General features: G+C 54.0%; 17 protein-coding genes. 9 read left to right on the top strand and 8 right to left on the bottom strand.

The window, feature by feature from the left end; all coding sequences use genetic code 11:
- Positions 1-130: 130 nt before the first annotated feature.
- The 4 genes from pyrD to DEU53_RS01840 all read right to left on the bottom strand — a co-directional run bounded on the left by pyrD (position 131) and on the right by DEU53_RS01840 (position 4,707).
- Complete coding sequence (gene pyrD / locus DEU53_RS01855) at positions 131-1,141, bottom strand: quinone-dependent dihydroorotate dehydrogenase (RefSeq protein ID WP_110865862.1); 1,011 nt, start codon at positions 1,139-1,141, stop codon at positions 131-133.
- A 119-nt stretch (positions 1,142-1,260) separates the two neighbouring features.
- Positions 1,261-2,262: a glycosyltransferase gene (locus DEU53_RS01850; protein WP_233501652.1), complete on the bottom strand. Its 1,002-nt coding sequence runs from the start codon at positions 2,260-2,262 to the stop codon at positions 1,261-1,263.
- A gap of 2 nt (positions 2,263-2,264) precedes the next feature.
- Positions 2,265-3,782 (bottom strand): lipopolysaccharide biosynthesis protein, encoded by a 1,518-nt coding sequence (locus DEU53_RS01845; RefSeq protein ID WP_110865860.1) that lies wholly within the window; start codon positions 3,780-3,782, stop codon positions 2,265-2,267.
- Positions 3,783-3,879: 97 nt separating this feature from the next.
- Entirely contained in the window at positions 3,880-4,707 is an 828-nt protein-coding gene (locus DEU53_RS01840) for a hypothetical protein (RefSeq protein ID WP_110865859.1), read from the bottom strand.
- Between the two features lie 755 nt (positions 4,708-5,462).
- Between DEU53_RS01840 and ssuE the strand changes: the two genes are divergently transcribed.
- Genes ssuE through ssuB form a run of 5 tightly spaced genes read left to right on the top strand, consistent with a single transcriptional unit; the run spans position 5,463 to position 9,729 of the window.
- On the top strand, positions 5,463-6,014 hold the full coding sequence (gene ssuE / locus DEU53_RS01835; protein WP_110865858.1) for an NADPH-dependent FMN reductase: 552 nt from the start codon (positions 5,463-5,465) through the stop codon (positions 6,012-6,014).
- A gap of 10 nt (positions 6,015-6,024) precedes the next feature.
- A complete protein-coding gene (locus DEU53_RS01830) occupies positions 6,025-6,993 on the top strand; it encodes a sulfonate ABC transporter substrate-binding protein (protein WP_146222843.1) in 969 nt (322 codons plus the stop codon).
- Positions 6,994-6,995: 2 nt separating this feature from the next.
- A complete protein-coding gene (ssuD, locus tag DEU53_RS01825; RefSeq protein ID WP_008102354.1) occupies positions 6,996-8,141 on the top strand; it encodes an FMNH2-dependent alkanesulfonate monooxygenase in 1,146 nt (381 codons plus the stop codon).
- Positions 8,142-8,152: 11 nt separating this feature from the next.
- Complete coding sequence (gene ssuC, locus DEU53_RS01820) at positions 8,153-8,941, top strand: aliphatic sulfonate ABC transporter permease SsuC (protein WP_101760938.1); 789 nt, start codon at positions 8,153-8,155, stop codon at positions 8,939-8,941.
- The gene (ssuB, locus tag DEU53_RS01815) at positions 8,938-9,729 is read left to right on the top strand and encodes an aliphatic sulfonates ABC transporter ATP-binding protein (RefSeq protein ID WP_110865857.1); all 792 of its coding nucleotides are present in this window, start codon (positions 8,938-8,940) and stop codon (positions 9,727-9,729) included. Before ssuC ends, ssuB begins: the two co-directional genes overlap by 4 nt.
- Positions 9,730-9,808: 79 nt before the next feature.
- On the opposite strand, the gene pepN is transcribed toward ssuB, so the two are convergent.
- Positions 9,809-12,424, bottom strand: coding sequence for an aminopeptidase N (gene pepN, locus DEU53_RS01810; RefSeq protein ID WP_110865856.1), 2,616 nt, complete (start codon positions 12,422-12,424; stop codon positions 9,809-9,811).
- A 238-nt stretch (positions 12,425-12,662) separates the two neighbouring features.
- Here pepN and pncB point away from each other — a divergent pair, with 238 nt between their 5' ends.
- From pncB to DEU53_RS01790, 4 genes are all read left to right on the top strand, one after another.
- Positions 12,663-13,883: a nicotinate phosphoribosyltransferase gene (gene pncB, locus DEU53_RS01805; RefSeq protein WP_110865855.1), complete on the top strand. Its 1,221-nt coding sequence runs from the start codon at positions 12,663-12,665 to the stop codon at positions 13,881-13,883.
- A gap of 152 nt (positions 13,884-14,035) precedes the next feature.
- Positions 14,036-15,436, top strand: coding sequence for an asparagine--tRNA ligase (asnS, locus tag DEU53_RS01800; RefSeq protein ID WP_110865854.1), 1,401 nt, complete (start codon positions 14,036-14,038; stop codon positions 15,434-15,436).
- A 299-nt stretch (positions 15,437-15,735) separates the two neighbouring features.
- The gene (gene ompC, locus DEU53_RS01795) at positions 15,736-16,842 is read left to right on the top strand and encodes a porin OmpC (RefSeq protein WP_110865853.1); all 1,107 of its coding nucleotides are present in this window, start codon (positions 15,736-15,738) and stop codon (positions 16,840-16,842) included.
- Positions 16,843-17,041: 199 nt separating this feature from the next.
- A complete protein-coding gene (locus DEU53_RS01790) occupies positions 17,042-18,232 on the top strand; it encodes an amino acid aminotransferase (RefSeq protein ID WP_110865852.1) in 1,191 nt (396 codons plus the stop codon).
- A 45-nt stretch (positions 18,233-18,277) separates the two neighbouring features.
- Here the strand turns inward: DEU53_RS01790 and DEU53_RS01785 are convergent, their stop codons facing one another.
- From DEU53_RS01785 to ldtD, 3 genes are all read right to left on the bottom strand, one after another.
- Positions 18,278-18,910, bottom strand: coding sequence for an MBL fold metallo-hydrolase (locus DEU53_RS01785; RefSeq protein WP_110865851.1), 633 nt, complete (start codon positions 18,908-18,910; stop codon positions 18,278-18,280).
- Positions 18,911-18,946: 36 nt separating this feature from the next.
- Positions 18,947-19,498 (bottom strand): YcbK family protein, encoded by a 552-nt coding sequence (locus DEU53_RS01780; protein WP_101760946.1) that lies wholly within the window; start codon positions 19,496-19,498, stop codon positions 18,947-18,949.
- A gap of 187 nt (positions 19,499-19,685) precedes the next feature.
- Positions 19,686-21,515 carry a L,D-transpeptidase gene (gene ldtD, locus DEU53_RS01775; RefSeq protein WP_101760947.1) on the bottom strand — a complete coding sequence of 610 codons (1,830 nt, stop codon included), beginning with the start codon at positions 21,513-21,515 and terminating at the stop codon, positions 19,686-19,688.
- Positions 21,516-21,542 lie beyond the last annotated feature (27 nt).

The following is a 21,542-nucleotide window of genomic DNA, read 5'->3' as shown; positions in this document are numbered from 1 at the left end:
TCGCTGCGCTAAACGGCGCTTAATTAAAATAATAAATCTGAGAAAAAGCTGAAAAATGCATCAGCAGGACAAAATATAAACGAGCCGAAGGGATAAATAAACCCCTCGGCGCAGTAAAGTGGGAAATGTCTTAGAGGTGGGTCACGATATCTTTAATTAAGCTTGGGCCTTTATAAATAAATCCAGAGTATATCTGCACTAATGTTGCACCCGCGGTAATTTTCTCACGCGCAGAAACCAGCGAATCAATACCACCGACGCCGATAATAGGTAAGCGGCCCTGCAGCTCTTGCGCCAGGCGGCGAATCACTTCGGTGCTGCGTGACTGCACCGGACGACCACTTAATCCGCCCATTTCTTCGGCATATTTAAGGCCGGTCACCAGCGAACGATCAAGCGTGGTATTGGTGGCAATCACACCATCAATATTGTGGCGCACCAAACTGTCGGCAACCTGGATCAATTCTTCTTCAGTCAGATCCGGCGCGATCTTTACCGCCACCGGCACATATTTAAGGTGCCTTTGTTGTAGTTCTTGCTGTTTTAATTTGATGGCAGAAAGAAGATCGTCCAGCGCTTCGCCATATTGCAGCGTGCGTAATCCTGGCGTGTTGGGTGACGAAATATTGATGGCGATATAACCGGCGTGGGCATATACCTTTTCCATGCAGATCAGATAATCGTCTTTGCCTTTCTCGACCGGCGTATCTTTATTTTTGCCAATATTGATGCCGAGAATGCCCTTAAAGCGCGACTTTTTAACGTTGGCAATCAGATGATCAACGCCGAGATTATTAAACCCCATGCGGTTAATAATCCCTTCGGCAGGCACTAAGCGGAACATACGCGGTTTATCATTTCCCGGTTGCGCCAGCGGCGTTACCGTTCCCACTTCGACAAAACCAAAGCCCATCGCGCCGAAGGCATCAATGCACTCGGCATTCTTATCGAGACCGGCCGCTAAGCCGAGCGCGTTCGGGAAGGTTAATCCCATGCAGGTTACCGGACGTGATGGCAGCGACTGGCGAATCAGCCCTTCCAGCGGGGTGCCGCTAATAAAACGCAGTTGTTGAAAGGTGAGTTCGTGCGCACGCTCAGGATCAAGCTTAAACAGCGCTGGCCGGACGATAGGATATAACATGCACTCTCCTCAATGACGGAAACCAGGGAAGTCGGGGTGCACGGGAAAATGTGCGCCAGAATGGTAAGGTGCGCTGGCGCAAAAGTAAATTGTTCTACTGCATCACAATTTGATCGTTATCAGCGTCGTGCAGAATAGCGGCCAAGCTGTTCGCGACACGCCTGCAAGCCACTGTAAATCGTCGGGCAATACCACATTAGCTTCAGACGCGCGCTATGCTGCAACACATTGCGCACCAGCTGATTCACCTGCGGTTGCCAATCCGTTGGGATCACCATGTGATTTTTGCGCATCTGCGCCAGGCAGCTGTGCATCACCGTTTGGTAATAGCTATCCAGCAACGCCGCATCCACCGGCAGTTGCCGATCGCGCAGGAACTGTTCGCTGCTTTCACGCGCAATAAAGTAATTTTTCACATAGGAAAAATCGCGCGTGCTTTGCGACAGCGACGTCAGCATAAAGCGTTTGTAGTAGTAGCTTTGGCTGGTGCAATAAATGTTACGCGCCTGCAGATAGAGCGCAAACATGTAAGGCGCATCTTCATGGTTTTGAATCGGCAGAAACTGCAGCGCCAATTGATCAATCAAGCGACGCGAAATGATGCTGCTCCACACGACGCGATGCGCCGACTGATGCTGCATCAGCGTACGTAAACTGGTGCTGCCACCGGCCAGCAATCCACTGACATGACGCTGGTGAATGGTTTGATAGTGGCGCTGCGCGGCAGGCACATCAAAAAACATTTTCGCGCCAAAGCAGAACAGATCGATATCTTCATGGCGCGCCTGCACGCGACGGAAGTCGGCGAACAAATCGGTGGAGACAAAATCATCGGCATCCATGAAGTAAACAAAATCACCGGTTGCGACAGAGAGCCCTTTCATACGCGCGGCACTGACGCCGCCGCGCTCACCGCTCAGCAGGATCACCTGCGGATGCTGGGCCGCAAACGCCGTTAGCCAGGCTACGCTGCTGTCACTGGAACCATCGTCGATAACAATGATCTGTTCCGGCGGCGATGACTGACGCAGTAATGAACCCATGGCTTCTGGCAGCCAGGGCGCGCAATTCCAGTTCGGTATGATGACCGAAACCGTAGGGATACGGTGAGATGAATTCATGCTCATCCTCTTTCCTCAACGTTAAACAACGGAATTCTGAGACGCTTCAACACCACACTGTGCAGCAGACAGCAGACGCCGAGATTGAACGCGCCAATCAAGCCAAGCCACAGCAGGTTGAGCCAGCGATTTTGGTTCCACTCGATCGGCAGCAAGGTGCTCAGCCAGGCGACAGCCGCAGAAACCGCCCAAATCAGCATCACGTCGCGGGTTAACCAGGTGAAATGAATGCCCGGCGCAAAGCGGCGATGCACCAGCCACGCCCAGCCCACCAGATAGAAGATGTTTTGGCCCAGCCACAGCCAACCGGTGCCCAGTGCGCCGTAGTGAATGGCACACCAGATGTTGAGCGGCACCAGCAGCACGGCAAAGCAGGTGAAGCCTTTCATGTGCAGCTTGAGGTTGCCGTTGATGTATTGCAGGTGATAGAGCAAACCGCAGATCGCCTGAATGCCACTGCCTAATGCGTACAGGCTAAGGACAAATGACATCTCATCAACAATCTGACTTTTCTGCGTCCACGCCCACAGCAGCGGGCCGGCGTAACAGGCGATGGTGATACTGAGCGGCGCCATAAAGATCGCCACCGCCTGCGTGGTGTAGCGGTAAAGTTTCAAGGACTCCGCATCGCCCTCTTTGCGGGTTTTCATGCCGGTCATGCGTGGCACGATAGCCTGCATGATCGGGCTGCTGAGCAGTAGAATGCCAGTTGCGGCAGTCGCCACCACGGTAAACGAACCGTATTCGCTCAGCGGCAGCGTCTTGGAGAGCACCAGTCGGTCGATTTGCGAAATAAAGGTCCACACCGCACTGGAAAATGCCGCGCTGAGCGCAAAACGAATAAAGGGTTTCAGCACCTCTTTCAGATCGCCGCGCTTCTCTTTGCGCGCCGCTTTGGGGATCAGCTGACAGGATTTGTAGATACAGCAGGCCGCTTCGGCAATCGACACCAGCAACTGCCAGACAAAGAACGCCAATACCGCATTAGAGAAGAATTGAATCACCAGCACCGCGCCAAAGGTGCGCAAGGTGGTGATAATCAGGTTGACGCCGTTCAGCCACACCTGATGTTCGAAGCCCACAATCACGCTGCGATACGGACTGGTGCGCCAGCGTATCGCCGCAGTGATCACCATAATCGCCACGGCAATCACCACATCGCCCGCCGGAAGATGACGCGCATCCAGCCAGTGCGTGGCAATCCACGGCGTCGCCAGCCAACCCAACACCACCAGCACAATCGTGGAGAACAAGAAGAATTTGGTCAGCGTGGCAAACAGCGCCGGGAACCAGACAAATTCCTCCTGATTAGCACGATAGCGCGCCGCTTCCCGCATCAAGGTGGTCGAAACACCGGCATCGAGTAATTGCAGCCAGGTTAATAAAATCGAAAAGAAGCCCACTAAACCGTAGGCTTCCATACCTAAGTGTTGAATATAAAGTGGTACAACCAAAATACCTGACAGCGTCAGATAGATTTGACCAACATAGTTGGCAATCGCGTTACGTTTTATAGACATAGGTGTTTTGGCATCTGGGGATTATCTCAGTGGCCTTAAGCGTGACATAAAAGTATTCACGCGCACACCGGAGTTATTCTTAAAATTAACGTTGGTGCTAAGCGCCCAGCTTTTTTCTCATTTTCATCATGGCGAAATAGATGTCAGGTTGTTTCAACATAAGTTTTTCCATTGCACCTTTGGCCGGAAAGTTTTCCGCAAAGTAGGTTAATGCATGGCGGGTATTATCTGAGAATTTATCGGCACCACTTAACTCGTGCTGGACTAATTGTAATAAGCCGCTGCGTAAATAACTTTCCCGATAGCGGTTTCGCTCCGGAATATAGTGTGACAATCGCGTGAGTTTTTCATAATCGGTAATAAATTGCTGATAGGTTAAGCGCGGCGAGGCTTCTACCTGAGTAGTCAGCGACGCTTCACTAGCGTAATCGAGTACCCACGCCGTTTGTGTATGCAGTAATCCGGCCAGCATCACATCCTGAATACGCGTCAGCGGCCCACCCGCGCGGGCCAGTCCAGCACGCAAGATCACCGCAAAGCCGCCCTGCTGCCACCAGCGCTGCGCATGCAGTTGCTGGAACAGCTGCAGAGAAGAGTGTAAACCGTTCGCCAGCTCGCGCTTCGCCAGTGAGACCACAAAACAGTTCAGCTCGGGACGCTGGTCACTGAGCTTTGCCACGTCCTGCAGCAGGTTGGCCGGCAAGGCGCTGCGTTCCGCGCTGAACAGCAGGAAATCATCTTGAGCCGGCGTGCTGTGCGGAAAGGTCGGCAGCAATGACGAGGTGAGATGCGATCCCGCAGCATCGGGTTGCAGCCAGTAACATACCAGCTCTTCTGCAGCGTTAGGTGAGGGTGAGATGCGATTGAAGGTGGCAGGCGCGACCCGCTGCTCAGTTAAATCCTGAGCAAATGAAGAACTACCCATATATATCTCCCTAAAAATAAATTGGTTTGCCGCAACGGCAGTTCACGCCACAAAACGCGGGCGTAAATAAATAAGTGAAATATCGTTATCGTGTTCTAGCGGAAATTAGCTCAACCGATTATAAACAGGCCTGGAATTGTAATTCCAACCACGATTAGCATTAACATGTAACTTACGAAATTAATTGTTCAGCGCAGCTGCATGAAGTGTGATGTTGATTGGCGAAAATTTGCATGACTTGTAACAAGCGGGTTGAATAGTGCGTATTTTATTAACCTTTATTCGCGTTTAGACATAAATTTCGTGAAATAAAAACCACGGTAAATTAGGAAATAAACAACTGTTGCTCAGTTTTATCCGATTCATGAGGGAGTGAATAGTGGAGAATTGTTTATCTTTTTCCATAACTTTCAATATCAAGCACTGCATGCAATCGGTAACTGCGCGGTCTGTATAAATATATTTCTCTGGTTACTACTCTGTTTTACCCATGCATCACGCCCTTTAATCATTAACGTCATTCAATGAGGCCGCAGGATTTATATAACTGCACCCTCGCAGCCTCGCTTTTCAGATTATACCTAAGCGCCTGAAACCTGCGTTTTCATCCCCTCTTTATATGCTACTGGCTATCCCATTTTGCGACTTAGGATTACCAGATAAATCATTTAAGCCTCGCTGCCTGCTCTGACAGTATTGAACACATCAGTTCTGAATATCAGATAATCAATAACTTTAAGTTATAAGGAGTGACCATGCGGGTTATTACGCTGGCGGGCAGCCCTCGCTTCCCTTCACGCTCTACTGCGCTGCTGAGCCTGTGCCAGCACGCGCTGGAAGCGCGCGGTGTCGAAGTGATTCCATGGAATATTCACAACTTCCAGCCTGAAGATTTGCTCTATGCACGCTTCGATTCTCCCGCATTGGCCGCGTTGAAAGCCGATTTGGCGCTGGCGGATGGCGTAATTGTCGCCACGCCTATTTATAAGGCTTCGTTTTCCGGCGCACTGAAAACCCTGCTCGATCTGCTGCCCGAGCGCGCGCTGGAACACAAAGTGGTGTTGCCACTGGCCAGCGGCGGCAGTGCTTCACATCTGCTGGCGGTGGACTACGCGCTGAAGCCGGTACTCAACGCGCTAAAGGCACAGGAAGTGTTGCACGGCGTGTTCGCCACTGACGGCCAGATTACCGATTACGACCGCCAGCCGCTGCTCGATCCGCTGCTGTCGCAACGCATTGATGAAGCGCTGGATACCTTCTGGCACGCGCTGCATCGTCGCCACCCACCTTACGCACAAGCGGTATAAAGGAAGAGAGATGAAAAGGATATTGACGGGTTTACTCATGCCAGCCGTCGCGGCGCTGCTCACCTTGAGCGTGAGCGCGCAGGCCTCCGACGCACCAGAACAGTTGCGTATCGGTTACCAGAAAGGTTCGGTGAGCATGGTATTGGCGAAAACCCACAAGCTGCTGGAGCAGCGCTTCCCGCGCACCAACATAAAGTGGGTGGAATTCCCGGCGGGCCCGCAGATGCTCGAGGCGCTTAACGTCGATAGCATCGATTTGGGCAGCACCGGCGACATCCCGCCGCTGTTTGCTCAGGCCGCAGGTGCCGATCTGCTTTATGTCGGCTCGGAGCCATCCAAGCCGCAAGCCGAAGTGATTTTAGTGCCGAAAGATAGCCCAATTCACAGCGTGGCCGAACTGAAAGGCCATAAAGTGGCGTTCCAGAAAGGCTCCAGCTCGCACAACCTGCTGCTGCGTGCGCTGGAACAGGCCGGACTGAGCTTTAAAGACATTCAGCCAACCTATCTGACGCCCGCCGATGCGCGCGCCGCATTTCAGCAAGGCGACGTTGATGCCTGGGCGATTTGGGATCCTTACTACTCTGCCGCGCTGCTGCAAGGCAACGTGCGCGTGCTGGCCGACGGCAGCAAACTCAATCAAACCGGCTCCTTCTATTTAGCCACGCGCAAATACACCGAGACGAACGGCGCCTTCGTGCAGCAGGTACTGAATACCTTCAGCGAAGCCGATGCGCTAACGCGCAGCCAGCGCGACCAGAGTATCGATCTGCTGGCGAATGCGATGGGCTTACCAAAACCGGTAATTGCCAGCTATCTCGACCATCGTCCACCGACCACCATTACGCCGGTCAGCGCCCATACCGCGCAGGCCCAACAGCAAACGGCCGATCTGTTTTATGCCAATCATCTGATGCCGGTAAAAGTGAATATTGCTGACCGCATCTGGCATCCACAATCCGCCCAGCCTAAAGGAAATTAATCATGAGCGTATCCGTATTTTGGTTTCTCCCGACGCACGGCGATGGCCACTATCTTGGCACCGCGGAAGGTTCGCGCCCGGTTGATCATGGTTATCTGCAACAGATTGCGCAGGCAGCGGATCGCCTTGGCTTCGGCGGCGTGCTGATCCCTACCGGCCGCTCCTGTGAAGATGCCTGGCTGGTGGCGGCGTCATTGATTCCGGTTACGCAGCGTCTGCGTTTCCTCGTCGCACTGCGTCCGGGCGTGATTTCACCGACGCAGGCGGCGCGTCAGGCCGCCACGCTGGATCGTCTGTCAAATGGTCGCGCGCTGTTTAATCTGGTCACCGGCGGCGATCCGGAAGAGTTAGCCGGCGATGGCGTGTTCCTCGATCACCGTGAACGCTATGAAGAGTCCGCTGAGTTTACCCGCGTCTGGCGGCGGGTAAGCGAAGGCGAAACCGTCGATTACGAAGGCAAGCATGTGAAGGTGCGCGGTGCGCGTCTGATGTTTAAAGCGGTGCAGGAACCGCGTCCGCCGCTGTGGTTTGGCGGATCATCAGATGCCGCGCAGGATCTGGCCGCTGAACAGGTCGATGTCTATCTCACCTGGGGCGAACCGCCGGCGTTAGTTAAAGAGAAGATTGAGCAAGTGCGCGCCAAAGCGGCGGCACAAGGCCGCACCGTGCGCTTCGGGATTCGTCTGCATGTGATTGTGCGCGAAACCAATGAAGAAGCGTGGCAAGCGGCGGATCGCCTGATTGCCCATCTCGACGATGCCACCATTGCCAAAGCGCAGGCCGCGTTTGCGCGCACCGATTCGGTAGGCCAGCAGCGCATGGCCGCACTGCACGGTGGACGTCGCGACAAGCTGGAGATCAGCCCGAATCTGTGGGCCGGCGTCGGCCTGGTGCGCGGCGGCGCAGGTACCGCGTTAGTGGGCGATGGCCCAACCGTGGCGGCGCGCATGCAGGAGTATCAGGATCTCGGCATCGAGACCTTTATTCTCTCCGGCTATCCGCATCTGGAAGAGGCTTATCGCGTGGGTGAGTTGCTGTTCCCGCACCTCGATTTGGCGATTCCGGAAGTGCCGAAGCCGCGCGTGGTGCAAGCGCACGGTGAAGCGGTGGCCAACGATTTCACGCCGCAAAAAGTGTCGCAGAGCTAAAGGAGCAGATGATGGCGAACGTTAAAACCAGGCTGACCAATGCTGTATTGCCGTGGGTGTTGCCGGTGGTGCTGATTGCGCTGTGGCAACTGGCATCGCAAGTGGGTTGGCTGTCGACGCGCATTTTGCCGTCGCCGGAAAACATCCTCATCACCTTCTGGAAGCTGACGGTGAGCGGAGAACTGTGGCAAAACCTGGCGATCAGCAGCTGGCGTGCCGCCATCGGTTTCTCTATTGGTGGCTCGATTGGTTTGATTCTGGGTTTGATTACCGGCACCTCGCGCGTCGGCGAACGCTTGCTGGATACCTCGGTGCAGATGCTGCGTAACGTGCCGCATCTGGCGCTGATTCCGCTGGTGATTTTATGGTTCGGCATCGACGAATCCGCCAAGATTTTCCTCGTGGCGCTGGGCACGCTGTTCCCGATTTACCTGAATACTTATCACGGCATTCGTAATATTGATCGGGGTTTGGTCGAGATGGCGCGCAGCTACGGCTTGTCTGGCTGGAGCCTGTTCATTCAGGTGATTCTGCCGGGTGCGCTGCCTTCAATTATGGTTGGCGTACGTTTTGCCCTTGGCCTGATGTGGCTGACGCTGATCGTCGCCGAAACCATTTCCGCTAACTCTGGCATTGGTTATCTGGCGATGAACGCCCGTGAATTCCTGCAAACCGACGTGGTGGTGGTGGCCATCATTCTCTATGCCCTGCTCGGCAAACTCGCCGACGTCGCGGCACAACTGCTGGAGCGCGTCTGGCTGCGCTGGCATCCGGCTTACCAAGTGAAGGAGAACGCATGAGCAACGCAACCCTAAATCCGGCGCGCTTAAATCGCGGTACACCGGTTAGTGTAAATGGCGTCAGCAAGCAATATGGCGATCGCACCATCCTGAATAATATCGATCTGCATATTCCCTCCGGGCAGTTCGTCGCCGTGGTCGGCCGTAGCGGCTGCGGGAAAAGTACCTTGCTGCGCCTGCTGGCGGGTCTGGAATCCACCACGCGCGGGGCGTTGCTGGCGGGCAACGCGCCGTTATCCGAGGCACGCGAAGATACGCGTTTGATGTTCCAGGATTCACGCTTACTGCCGTGGAAAAAGGTGATTGATAACGTTGGGCTGGGACTGAAAGGCCGCGAATGGCGCGCCGCCGCGCTGGAAGCACTCGAAGCCGTGGGATTGGCGGATCGTGCCAACGAGTGGCCTGCCGCGTTGTCTGGCGGGCAGAAACAGCGCGTGGCGCTGGCGCGTGCGCTGATTCACCGCCCAGGTTTGCTGCTGCTCGATGAGCCGCTCGGGGCGCTGGATGCGTTGACGCGTATCGAAATGCAGGGATTGATTGAGTCGCTGTGGCAGCAGCATAACTTCACCGTGCTGCTGGTGACGCACGATGTCAGCGAAGCGGTGGCTATTGCCGATCGCGTATTGTTGATTGAGGAAGGCCAGATTGGCCTGGATTTGATCGTCGACTTACCGCGCCCACGCCGTCGCGGATCGGCACGTCTGGCAGAGCTGGAAGCGGAAGTGCTGGATCGGGTGATGAAGCGCGGCTCGTCAGAACAGCCGTTGAAGTTTGCGCAGCAGAGTTAATTAAAGACGCGCGATAAATCGCGCCGCTACGAATGCATACATTTATTCGTAGCGGCGCAATTTATTGCGCATGGTTTTCTTACGCGTTTAACGCCTTGGTGATTTTCTCGTACAAATCGCCCGACAGCTTATCCAGCCCTTGCAACGTTTCCAGCGCTTTACGCATCAGCGCCTGACGATCGGCATCGTAGCGTTTCAGGCGAATCAGCGGCTCGATCATGCGTGCAGCCACTTGCGGGTTGCGCGTGTTGAGATCGGTCAACATCTCCACCAGGAACTGATAACCGCTGCCATCTTTAGCGTGGAACGCCGCGGGATTACCAGACGCGAACGCACCAATCAGTGAACGGATACGGTTCGGGTTGCCCATGGTGAACGAACGGTGATTCAGCAGCTCACGCACATTGCTCAGCACGTCCGCCGCTGGGCTGGTGGCTTGCAGCACAAACCATTTATCCATCACCAGACCATCCTGATGCCAGCGCTCATCGTAGGCCGCCAGCAGCGTATCGCGGCACGGCAGGTTCGCCGCCACCGCTGCAGACAGCGCCGCTAACGCATCGGTCATGTTGTTTGCCTGCTGATATTGCGCCTGCACCAGCTTGTCCGCCTGTGCCGCATCGGCGAAGGCCAGGTAACCGAGGCAGACATTTTTCAGCGTGCGCTTGCCAATCTCCGCGTGCTCAATTTTGTATTCGCTGCTTTGGTTGGCCAGATAGAGCGCTAAGAATTCGTCACTCAGCTCTTTAGCCAGCGTACGCACCAGCGCATCGCGCACCGCTGAGATCGCCAGCGGATCGATGACATCAAACAGTTCGGCGATTTCATTTTCAGACGGCAGCGAAAGAATCAACGCTTTCAGCGCCGGATCGCCCTGCTCATCCAGCAGCACCGCGCGGAACGCATCTGCCACATGCAGCGGCAGCGATAGCGGCTGGCCCTGCTGATGACGTGCGACGTTGAGGCGAATGTAGGTTGCCAGCAGGCTTTGCGCCGCATCCCAGCGCGCGAAGTCGTTACGCGCGTGGCGCATCAGGAAGGTGAGTTGCGCATCGCTCCATTTGTAGTCGAGCTTCACGGGCGCAGAGAATTCACGCAGCAGCGATGGCACCGGCTGGAAGTAAACGTTATCGAAAATAAAGGTCTGGAACTCTTCGGTAACGTTCAGCACGTGATGCACCGGATGACCGTTATGCTGCAGCGGGATCACCTTGCCTTCGTTATCGTACAGTTCGATATCCAGCGGAATGTGCAGCGGCAGCTTCTCTTTCTGCTCGGCGGTGGCCGGCGTGCGCTGGGTGACGTGCAGCGTGTACTGTTCCAGCTCTGGATTGTAGTCATCGCGCACCGTCAGAACTGGCGTGCCCGCCTGGCTGTACCAGCGGCGGAACTGCGACAGATCGACGTTCGAGGCATCTTCCATCGCCTGCACGAAATCATCGCAGGTGGCGGCGCTGCCATCGTGACGCTCGAAATAGAGTTGCATGCCTTTCTGGAAATTCTCTTCGCCCAACAAGGTGTGCATCATGCGGATCACTTCTGACCCTTTCTCATACACCGTTAAGGTGTAGAAGTTGTTCATTTCGATCACCTGATCCGGACGGATTGGGTGCGCCATTGGGCTGGCGTCTTCCGCGAACTGCGCACCGCGCATCACACGTACGTTATCGATACGGTTCACCGCGCGCGAACCGAGATCGGAGCTGAACTCCTGATCGCGGAACACTGTCAGCCCCTCTTTCAGGCTGAGCTGGAACCAGTCGCGGCAGGTCACGCGGTTGCCGGTCCAGTTGTGGAAATATTCGTGACCGATCACCGCTTCAATGCCGAGGTAATCTTTGTCAGTGGCGGTTTCGGCTTTCGCCAGCACATATTTGGAGTTGAAGACGTTAAGGCCTTTGTTCTCCATCGCCCCCATATTGAAGAAATCCACCGCGACGATCATAAAGATGTCGAGGTCGTACTCAAGGTTAAAGCGCTCTTCATCCCACTTCATGCTGGCTTTCAGCGAGGTCATCGCCCAATCAGCACGATCAAGGTTGCCGCGATCGACAAAGATCTCCAGCGCCACATCGCGGCCTGAACGCGTAGTAAAACTATCACGTAATACGTCGAAATCACCCGCCACCAGCGCAAACAGGTAGCACGGTTTCGGGAACGGATCTTGCCACTTCACCCAATGGCGGCCATCTTCATGGCGACCGCTCTCCAGCTTGTTGCCGTTGGAGAGTAAATAAGGATAACGCGCGGCATCGGCAATAATGGTGGTGGTGAAGCGCGCCAGCACGTCTGGGCGATCGAGATACCACGTAATATGGCGGAAACCTTCGGCTTCAGATTGGGTACAAAGCGCATCGCCGGATTGGTATAACCCTTCCAGAGCGGTGTTTTTATCCGGATGAATGTCATTAATGATGGTCAGAGTGAAGTTGTCCGGTAGCTGGCTAATGAACAACGCGCCCTCTTCTTCGCGGTAATGCGGCCACGGATTGCCATCCACCGCCAGCGATACCAGCGTGAGATCTTCGCCATCCAGACGCAGTTCCGCATCGGTAGCGCCCAGACGCTTCACCTGACTGACCGCCGTGACACGCGTTGAAGCCGCATCCAGATCAAAAGTCAGGTCGATATCGGTAATGGTGTAGTCCGGCGCACGGTAATCGTGGCGATATTTAATTTGCGGCTGTTGCGTCATGAGTCCTTCTCGCATCGTTAAATCGTTAATATGTTGACCCGTCAAAGTCTAAGCGGGTTGTGCCTCTGTTGCCACGGTCAATGCGTGCGTTCGTTGAAAAGGCTACAATTCATTAACAATGGCACAAATGACCCTCGACCTGCCACCCGCAATTATGGTGTGATCGCAGTCATTACTGTTTTATACTCCTGCGTCTTTATGACTTTGTTGAACACCGGGCTCTGCTCCGCGGAAGAGGATGCTGAAACGCACCATGACTGGACATGCTTCCCCGATTTTGACCACGCTGCTTGATACCGATGCGTATAAGCTTCACATGCAGCAGGCCGTCTATCATCGCTATTATGATGTCCCGGTTACGGCGGAATTTCGCTGCCGTGGCGACGAACTGCTCGGTATTTATGCGGACGAGATCCGCGCACAAATTGAAACCCTGCAAACGCTCGCCCTGAGCGACGATGAGTATCACTACCTCAGCGGGCTGCCTTTCTTCCAACGCGATTACCTTGACTGGCTGCGCCAGTTCCGCCTCGATCCCTCACAAGTCAACGTGCGTAACAACAACGGCCATCTGACCATTCAGATCAGCGGGCCGTGGCGTGAAGTGATTTTGTGGGAAGTGCCGTTGCTGGCGCTGATCAGTGAGGTGGTGCATCGCCACCGCACGCCGCAGATGGGTGTGGATCAGGCGGTTGCGCACTTGCAGCATAAGCTTACGAATTTCCGTCAGCAGGTCGGCGATTGGGATATGTCGCGCTTCCAGCTAATGGATTTCGGCACGCGGCGCCGCTACTCCAAAGCGGTACAGGAAGCGATCGTCGCTACGCTTAAAGCGGAGTTTCCGTGGCTGGTGGGCACCAGCAACTACGATTTGGCGCGTCGCCTGCAGCTTGATCCGGTGGGTACACAAGCGCATGAATGGTTCCAGGCGCACCAGCAAATCAGCCCGGTATTGGCGAACAGCCAACGTGCGGCGCTGCAATCCTGGCTGGATGAGTATGACGATCAGTTAGGTATTGCTTTAACCGACTGCATTACCATGGATGCTTTCCTGCGCGATTTTGGCCCGGGCTTTGCGCATCGTTATCAAGGCCTGCGCCATGACTCCGGCGATCCGCTGGAATGGGGTGAAAAAGCCATTGCGCACTATCAGCGGCTGGATATCGATCCCAAAAGCAAAACGCTGGTGTTCTCGGATAACCTCAATCTGGACAAAGCGCTAGCGCTCTATCGCCACTTTGGCCAACGTGCCAACGTGGTGTTCGGTATCGGAACGCGCTTGTCCTGCGATATTCCGGGCGTTACGCCGCTGAATATCGTGATCAAACTGGTGAGCTGCAATGGCAAACCGGTGGCAAAACTCTCCGACAGCCCCGGCAAAACCATTTGCCAGGATAAAGCCTTCGTGCGCGCCTTGCGCAAAGCCTTCGATCTGCCGCTGGTCAAAAGAGCCAGTTGATTCTTATATCAGGGCGCTTGCGCCCTGCTCTCACGCAACAAATCTCCTGTTTACCCGGCAATTTTGCTTGTTTCCTGTGGGCTCGCAAGTAACATAGCAAAACCCTGAAAAAGGGCTTTTATCCACCTTCTTTTATATATAGAGAGAACTTTATGAGCGTTGTGCCTGTAGCGGATGTACTGCACGGCCGTGTCGCGGTTGACAATGAAGTCACCGTACGTGGTTGGGTGCGTACCCGAAGAGATTCCAAAGCTGGTCTTTCCTTTATCGCCGTTTACGACGGTTCCTGCTTTAATCCCGTTCAGGCCGTCGTTAATAATTCTCTGAATAATTATCAGGATGAAGTGCTGCGTCTGACCACCGGCTGCTCGGTAATCATTACCGGTAAAGTGGTCGAATCGCCGGGCGAAGGCCAGGCTTTCGAGCTGCAGGCGACTAACGTTGAAGTTACTGGCTGGGTTGACGATCCGGATACCTATCCGATGGCGGCGAAACGTCACAGCATCGAATATTTGCGAGAAGTGGCGCATCTGCGTCCGCGTACCAACCTTGTAGGCGCCGTGGCGCGCGTGCGTCATACGCTGGCGCAGGCGCTGCATCGCTTCTTCCACGAAAACGGCTATTTCTGGGTTTCGACTCCGCTGATCACTGCTTCGGATACCGAAGGTGCTGGCGAGATGTTCCGCGTTTCGACGCTGGACCTGGAAAACCTGCCGCGCGATCCGCAGGGCAAAATCGATTTCGATAAAGACTTCTTCGGTAAAGAAGCCTTCCTGACCGTATCCGGCCAGCTCAACGCCGAGACTTACGCTTGTGCGCTGTCAAAGGTATACACCTTTGGTCCCACTTTCCGCGCCGAAAATTCCAACACCAGCCGTCACCTGGCGGAATTCTGGATGCTGGAGCCGGAAGTGGCGTTCGCGACGCTGGATGATGCGGCCGCTTTGGCAGAATCTATGCTGAAATACGTGTTCCAGGCCGTTCTCAACGAGCGTGCTGATGACATGGCCTTCTTTGCTGAGCGCGTGGATAAAGATGCGATTGCGCGTCTCGAGCGTTTCGTGACTACCGACTTTGCTCAGGTGGATTACACCGATGCGGTTGATATTCTGCTGAAAAGCGGCCAGAGCTTCGAGAACCCGGTTTCCTGGGGCGTGGATCTCTCATCCGAACACGAGCGTTATCTCGCAGAGCAGCACTTCAAAGCGCCGGTGGTAGTGAAAAACTACCCGAAAGACATCAAAGCCTTCTATATGCGCATGAACGAAGATGGCAAAACCGTAGCGGCGATGGATGTTCTCGCGCCGGGCATCGGCGAAATCATCGGGGGTTCACAGCGTGAAGAGCGTCTGGATGTGCTGGATGCGCGTCTGGCAGAAATGGGCCTCAATAAAGAAGATTATTGGTGGTATCGTGACCTGCGCCGTTACGGCACCGTGCCACATGCCGGCTTTGGATTAGGTTTCGAGCGATTAATCGCCTATGTCACCGGCGTACAAAATGTAAGGGATGTTATCCCCTTCCCGCGTACCCCACGCAACGCGAATTTCTAAATTTAGCGATTAATTATAAGTAATTCATATATATAAAGAGGTCGGCCTAGCCGGCCTTTTTTTATTTTTGTAAATTTAGAGTTCTCTCACAAAGTTCCCGAATTTTTACAAATTGTCATACAATTTTTCCTTTTGATACTTAATTGCGAGATTTGAATCATCTTCGGGCTAGAATTAGCAACCCTGTGATGGAAAGATGCGTGCAGACACAGGAGACATCAAACTTCTTTCAAGGTTCTGTAAAGATTTCTTGGCAGCAGTGGCAGATGTCCAAATAACTCCAATGAGGGTAATAAAAAATGATGAAGCGCAACATTCTTGCAGTGGTTATCCCTGCTCTGTTAGCTGCCGGCGCAGCAAACGCAGCAGAAATCTATAATAAAGACGGCAACAAGCTGGACCTGTACGGTAAAGTCGATGCACGTCACTCTTTCTCTGATAACGCTAGCGATGATGGCGACAAAACTTATGTTCGCTTCGGTTTCAAAGGTGAAACTCAGATCACTGACCAACTGACCGGTTACGGCCAGTGGGAATACAACATTCAGGCTAACAACACCGAAGGCGGCGACGCTCAGGATGGCAACAAAACCCGTCTGGGCTTTGCAGGTCTGAAATTTGGTGATGCAGGTTCATTCGACTACGGTCGTAACTACGGCGTTATTTATGACGCAATGTCCTACACTGACCAATTGCCAGTATTCGGTGACGATACTCTGTATCAAGACAACGACAACTTCATGATTGGTCGTTCAAGCGGTCTGGCGACTTACCGTAACAGCAACTTCTTCGGTCTGGTCCAAGGTCTGAGCTTCGCAGCACAGTACCAGGGCAAAAACGAAGGTTCTCGTGATCCACTGGCTCAGAACGGTGACGGCTGGGGTACTTCTGTAGCGTATGACACCGGTATGGGTGTTAGCGCAGTAGGTTCTTACTTCTCTTCTGACCGTACTAACGCTCAGATTGCAGATGGTAACGGCGACAAAGCTGACGCATACGGTTTCGGTCTGAAATATGACGCGAACAACGTATACCTGGCAGCATTCTACGGTGAATCACGTAACACCACTGCTTACGGTAGCACCGCTCGTCAGGTTGCTAACAAAACTCAGAACTTCGAAGTGGTTGCACAGTACCAGTTCGACTTCGGTCTGCGTCCATCCATCGCTTACCTGCAGTCTAAAGGCAAGCAGCTGAATGGTAACACCGCTAACGGTGCAACCTTCGCGGGTGGCGATGCTGACCTGGTTAAATACATCGAAGTGGGTACCTACTACTACTTCAACAAAAACATGTCTACCTATGTTGACTACAAAATCAACCTGCTGGATGACAACGATTACACCCGCGCTCAGGGCGTGAGCACCGACGACGTAGTTGGCGTTGGCCTGGTTTACCAGTTCTAATCACCCGATTAGCATTGCGTAATACCTAAAAACGGAGCCCTTGGGCTCCGTTTTGCATTTCAGTGATCGGCTTCGCAATTAGCTTTTCTACTTTATCTCACCGACATATTTCTTTTTTATATCAGCGGTTGGCAAGCGTGCCGACTGACGTTAACCTGATAGCTCATTTCGCTAAAGTTCACCTAAACGGAACTGACTCATGTTTGAATCGATCTCTGCCGCACCCGCCGATCCTATTCTGGGACTGGCTGACCTTTTTCGTGCCGATGACCGGCCGAATAAAATCAATCTTGGCATTGGTGTTTATAAAGATGAAACCGGTAAAACGCCGGTCCTCACCAGTGTTAAAAAAGCTGAGCAGTATTTGCTGGAAAATGAAACCACCAAGAACTACCTGAGCATTGATGGTCTGGCGGATTTCGCACGATGCACGCAGGAGTTGCTGTTCGGCAAAGAGAGCGCGCTGATTTCTGCGGGTCGCGCCTGTACCGCACAAACGCCAGGCGGCACCGGTGCCCTGCGCGTAGCGGCAGATTTTCTGGCAAACCAGACCAGCGTCAAGCGCGTTTGGGTGAGCAACCCAAGCTGGCCGAACCATAACAATGTGTTCAGCGCTGCTGGCCTTGAAGTGTGTGATTACGATTATTACGATGCCGCAAGCCACAGCCTGGATTTCGACGCCATGGTGGCATCGCTGCAGGAAGCCAAAGCAGGCGATGTAGTGCTGTTCCACGGCTGCTGCCACAACCCAACTGGCGTTGATCCGTCTGCAGAGCAATGGCAACAGCTGGCGCAACTGTCGCTAGAGAAAGGATGGTTGCCGCTGTTTGATTTCGCCTATCAGGGCTTTGCTCGCGGTCTGGATGAAGATGCGCAAGGGCTGCGTATTTTTGCCGCTTCACATCAGGAACTGATTGTTGCCAGCTCTTACTCGAAGAACTTCGGTTTGTATAATGAGCGTGTAGGTGCACTAACGCTGGTTGCAGCGAGCAGCGACGTAGCGAAAACTGCGTTTAGCCAGGTGAAATACACCATTCGCGCCAACTACTCTAACCCGCCGTCACACGGCGCGGCGGTCGTCGCCACCATCCTCAGCAATGACGCGCTGCGCACCATCTGGATTCAGGAGCTGGCCGATATGCGTCAGCGCATCCAGCGCATGCGTCAGCTGTTTGTGAACACACTGGCGGAGAAAGGCGCTAATCAAGACTTTAGCTTCATCATCAAGCAGAACGGCATGTTCTCATTCAGCGGCCTGACCAAAGATCAGGTAGTGCGTCTGCGTGAGGAGTTTGGCGTATATGCGGTGAACTCGGGTCGCGTTAATGTGGCAGGCATGACGCCAGACAATATGTCGGCGCTGTGTGAGGCGATTGTCGCGGTTTTATAAATCAGGCGGCAAATAACGACAAATGGGCCAAAAGGGCCCATTTTTTTATTTTTGCAGGAACGGATTGCTGATGCGTTCGCGGCCTAGCGTCGAGATTGGCCCGTGCCCCGGCACGAAAGTCACATCATCGCCTAGCGGCAACAGCTTGGTTCTAATCGCATCGATCAGGTCGCTGTGGCTGCCCTGCGGGAAATCGGTGCGTCCAACGCCACCGTTGAAAATCACATCTCCCGAAATCAGAAGACGCCCAACCCGATCAAAGAACACGATATGTCCCGGCGTATGGCCCGGACAAAGCAGCACTTCCAGCGTGACATTGCCAACCTGCACAGTTTCACCCTCTTCCAGCCAGCGATCGGGCGTGAGCGGCGCGCACTCGGGCAAACCGAACATGCGGCTTTGTGTGGGCAGATTATCTAACCAGAAAGCATCGAGCGGATGCGGACCGACAATGGGCACCTGATAATGTGCCGCTAGCTCGGCAGCGGCACCAACGTGATCAAGATGTCCATGCGTGAGCAAGATCTGCGACGGCGTTAAACCACGTTCTGCCAGCACGGCTTTGATGGTTTCCGCATCGCCGCCGGGATCGACCAGTGCGGCTTGTTGGGTTTCGTCATCCCATATAACTGAACAGTTTTGGGAAAAAGCCGTAACCGGAATAATTTGGTAGTTCATAGCGCTCCATGACCGACACACGCAGCGCTGCCGGTATCAGGACCAGTGCCTTGCGGGCCCGGTATCTATGTGTACGAAGTTGCTGCGCGGGTAATATCCTACACCACCGGCGCGCATAGATAACGCCGCTTTGCGAACATTGCTCAACGAAATTCCCTCAATGTGGAAATCCATCGCTTGTCCTTTAGTGTGATAGCTTTTTTTCGCCACGCCCGGGCCCGATTCACGCAGCATGGTGTTGGTGGCTAAGGTGCGGTAACCCGAGATCAACTGCACCGGCTTGCGCGTATCCAGCAATGTTTGCAGGCGGTAAAGCTGGTCAAAAAGATGGGGATCGATGGTCTTCACCTGATTGGCGCGGTAATCACGGAAGAAGTGATTTAAGCGGGCTAACTCATCCTTGTCATAACGCTTACCGTTAAAAAACTCCGTTTTAAGGGTTTCACCGGTGTGAAGGTTACTAAGCGTCAATACTCGTGGGCGGGCGGTGGAAAGCGAAGCCAGAGCGGAGCCAGGAAGCAGTGATAATCCTGCTGCTGCGCCTCCAATCAAGAGTAATCGACGACGTTGAGAATCAATATTAGCCATGAAGCGAGGTTACCTAATCTAAAGCGGATAAAATATGTGCGAAAAGTACACAAGGCCGAACATTAACGTCCGCCTAAGACTCAGTCAACCCAGAATATGTTGCAGAAGACCAAAACCAGCTCAAAATCAAATTTTCGAGACTGGTCTTGGTTAAATTCATGTGAAGAGAAAACAGCCAAATCAATTACTAGAGTAACAACTGACCGGCTTTATGCAGTACCTGACTACCGGAACGGGCGGGATTATCATAATTGTAAATATCTGTACGATATTGCGGCTGGCCGTCATCTGCGACCCATGCGGTTAAATAGTAAAGGTTCACAGGAATACGATGGCGAATCGGCACGTAACGGGTATTTCCCTCTTTCAAGGTGTCTGAGATACGGCCGTCGTTCCAGCCCACATCCTGCAACAGCAGATCGGCCAGTTCTGAGGCTTTATTCACGCGCACACAGCCCGAACTGAGCGCACGAATATCGCGCTGGAACAGGTTATGGTTCGGCGTATCGTGCAGATAAATCGCATCCGAACTCGGCATGTTGAATTTGTAGCGACCCAGTGAGTTGGTTGCGCCCGGCGCCTGTCGAATGCGATACGGGAAGCTCGCAGCCGACACCATACGCCAGTCAATCATCGAAGGATCGATCACTTCCGCATCCGCACTCCAGCCCGACAACAGCGTATAACCGTGCTTATACAGATAAGTCGGATCTTGTTTCACCTTCGGCACAATATCCTGGCGCACCAGCGTGGTTGGCACGTTCCACGGTGGATTGAGCACCACATTATTCAGCGCGCTACGCATCAGCGGCGTTTTGCGGTCAGGACGACCCACAATCACGCGTGATGACAAAATGGTGGCGCCGTTGTTGTAGTAGGTCAGCGAATAGTTGGGAATGTTCACCATGATGCCGTTATGCATATCATCCGGTAGCAGACGCAGGCGCTGTATGTTGAGCGCCAGCAGCGAAGCACGCATCTGCGGCGGCACATTCAGCCATTCACGGGTACGCGGACCAATTGCGCCGTCATCGGCCAATCCCTGCCAGTGCTGGAAGCGTTTAACGCCCTCCACCAGCGCAGCGTCATAGACGTTGGGTCCGGTTGCCGTCGGATTGGCAGCCACATTATTGGCCACTTCAGGCGTCGCCGCGAGAGCCGGAGCCGCATCAATATCATCAAAGTTTGCCGCAGACGGGCTCACCGCCACCGGCTGATTGCTTTGGCTCACCGGAACCGGCGCAGTTGGTACCGCGTCTTCCGCCGGCGTTGGCGTAGTACTATGGCTGGCGGTCAACATGCCGGTGCGTTGCAGAATCTCACGCAGCGCAGGCACATCATTACTGATCTGCCCCGGGCGTAGCGTAACGGTATCACGCAGCTGTGGCCACGGGCGATCGTCGGTGAGTAGCGTTTTCAGCGCATTATGCATCGGCGCATATTGCGGATGCTGCGGTTGCAACGAGACCACAAAAGTCCGGCTGCCGCCGCCGTTCACCGCATTTTGCCACTGATTGATGGCCGCCAGAGATGGCATGGTCAGCTTGTAAGGCACATTGCTGTAGAGCCAGGTTTCGCCCTGCGTCGGCACATTGGCAACAAACTGCAGATAACCAAGCATCGCATCACTGAGCACGATGTCGCGCGCCAGGCCTTTGATGTTCGGATTGGTCAGACGCTCAACCCAGCGGGTGAATTGCGGCTGCACGCCAGAGAGCGCCACTTCCGCCAATTGCTGCTGGAAAGCCTGCACCGCTTGCGGGTCTTGCCACAGCGGAGCCATATCGCGCGACGCATAAATGCCGGCTAAACCGGGCAAATAGAAAGGTTGTTCAGTGGCGCTGAACGCCTGCTGAATCTGCTGTTGGCTGGCAGCAACCGACATCGAACTGTGGTGCGTTGAATTGGGTAGCGTGGAGGTGATGGCCGCATGGCTCACAGCCAGCGGCGATAGTACCAGTGACAAACCGAGTGCTACTGCAGCACGACTCATTTTGCTCTTATTGTTTAGCAACATCCCTGCCCCCTTCTCACCAATGACATA

The sequence above is a fragment of the Pantoea sp. AG1095 genome, assembly GCF_003208415.1.
Taxonomy (GTDB): domain Bacteria; phylum Pseudomonadota; class Gammaproteobacteria; order Enterobacterales; family Enterobacteriaceae; genus Pantoea; species Pantoea leporis.
Note: the sequence above shows the minus strand (reverse complement) of the source record. Positions and strands in the feature narration are given on the sequence as shown.

Coding starts and splice junctions, on each gene's coding strand:
- pyrD (WP_110865862.1), bottom strand. CDS start 1,141: ATGTTATATCCTATCGTCCGGCCAGCGCTGTTTAAGCTTGATCCTGAG.
- DEU53_RS01850 (WP_233501652.1), bottom strand. CDS start 2,262: ATGAATTCATCTCACCGTATCCCTACGGTTTCGGTCATCATACCGAAC.
- DEU53_RS01845 (WP_110865860.1), bottom strand. CDS start 3,782: ATGTCTATAAAACGTAACGCGATTGCCAACTATGTTGGTCAAATCTAT.
- DEU53_RS01840 (WP_110865859.1), bottom strand. CDS start 4,707: ATGGGTAGTTCTTCATTTGCTCAGGATTTAACTGAGCAGCGGGTCGCG.
- ssuE (WP_110865858.1), top strand. CDS start 5,463: ATGCGGGTTATTACGCTGGCGGGCAGCCCTCGCTTCCCTTCACGCTCT.
- DEU53_RS01830 (WP_146222843.1), top strand. CDS start 6,025: ATGAAAAGGATATTGACGGGTTTACTCATGCCAGCCGTCGCGGCGCTG.
- ssuD (WP_008102354.1), top strand. CDS start 6,996: ATGAGCGTATCCGTATTTTGGTTTCTCCCGACGCACGGCGATGGCCAC.
- ssuC (WP_101760938.1), top strand. CDS start 8,153: ATGGCGAACGTTAAAACCAGGCTGACCAATGCTGTATTGCCGTGGGTG.
- ssuB (WP_110865857.1), top strand. CDS start 8,938: ATGAGCAACGCAACCCTAAATCCGGCGCGCTTAAATCGCGGTACACCG.
- pepN (WP_110865856.1), bottom strand. CDS start 12,424: ATGACGCAACAGCCGCAAATTAAATATCGCCACGATTACCGTGCGCCG.
- pncB (WP_110865855.1), top strand. CDS start 12,663: ATGCTGAAACGCACCATGACTGGACATGCTTCCCCGATTTTGACCACG.
- asnS (WP_110865854.1), top strand. CDS start 14,036: ATGAGCGTTGTGCCTGTAGCGGATGTACTGCACGGCCGTGTCGCGGTT.
- ompC (WP_110865853.1), top strand. CDS start 15,736: ATGATGAAGCGCAACATTCTTGCAGTGGTTATCCCTGCTCTGTTAGCT.
- DEU53_RS01790 (WP_110865852.1), top strand. CDS start 17,042: ATGTTTGAATCGATCTCTGCCGCACCCGCCGATCCTATTCTGGGACTG.
- DEU53_RS01785 (WP_110865851.1), bottom strand. CDS start 18,910: ATGAACTACCAAATTATTCCGGTTACGGCTTTTTCCCAAAACTGTTCA.
- DEU53_RS01780 (WP_101760946.1), bottom strand. CDS start 19,498: ATGGCTAATATTGATTCTCAACGTCGTCGATTACTCTTGATTGGAGGC.
- ldtD (WP_101760947.1), bottom strand. CDS start 21,515: ATGTTGCTAAACAATAAGAGCAAAATGAGTCGTGCTGCAGTAGCACTC.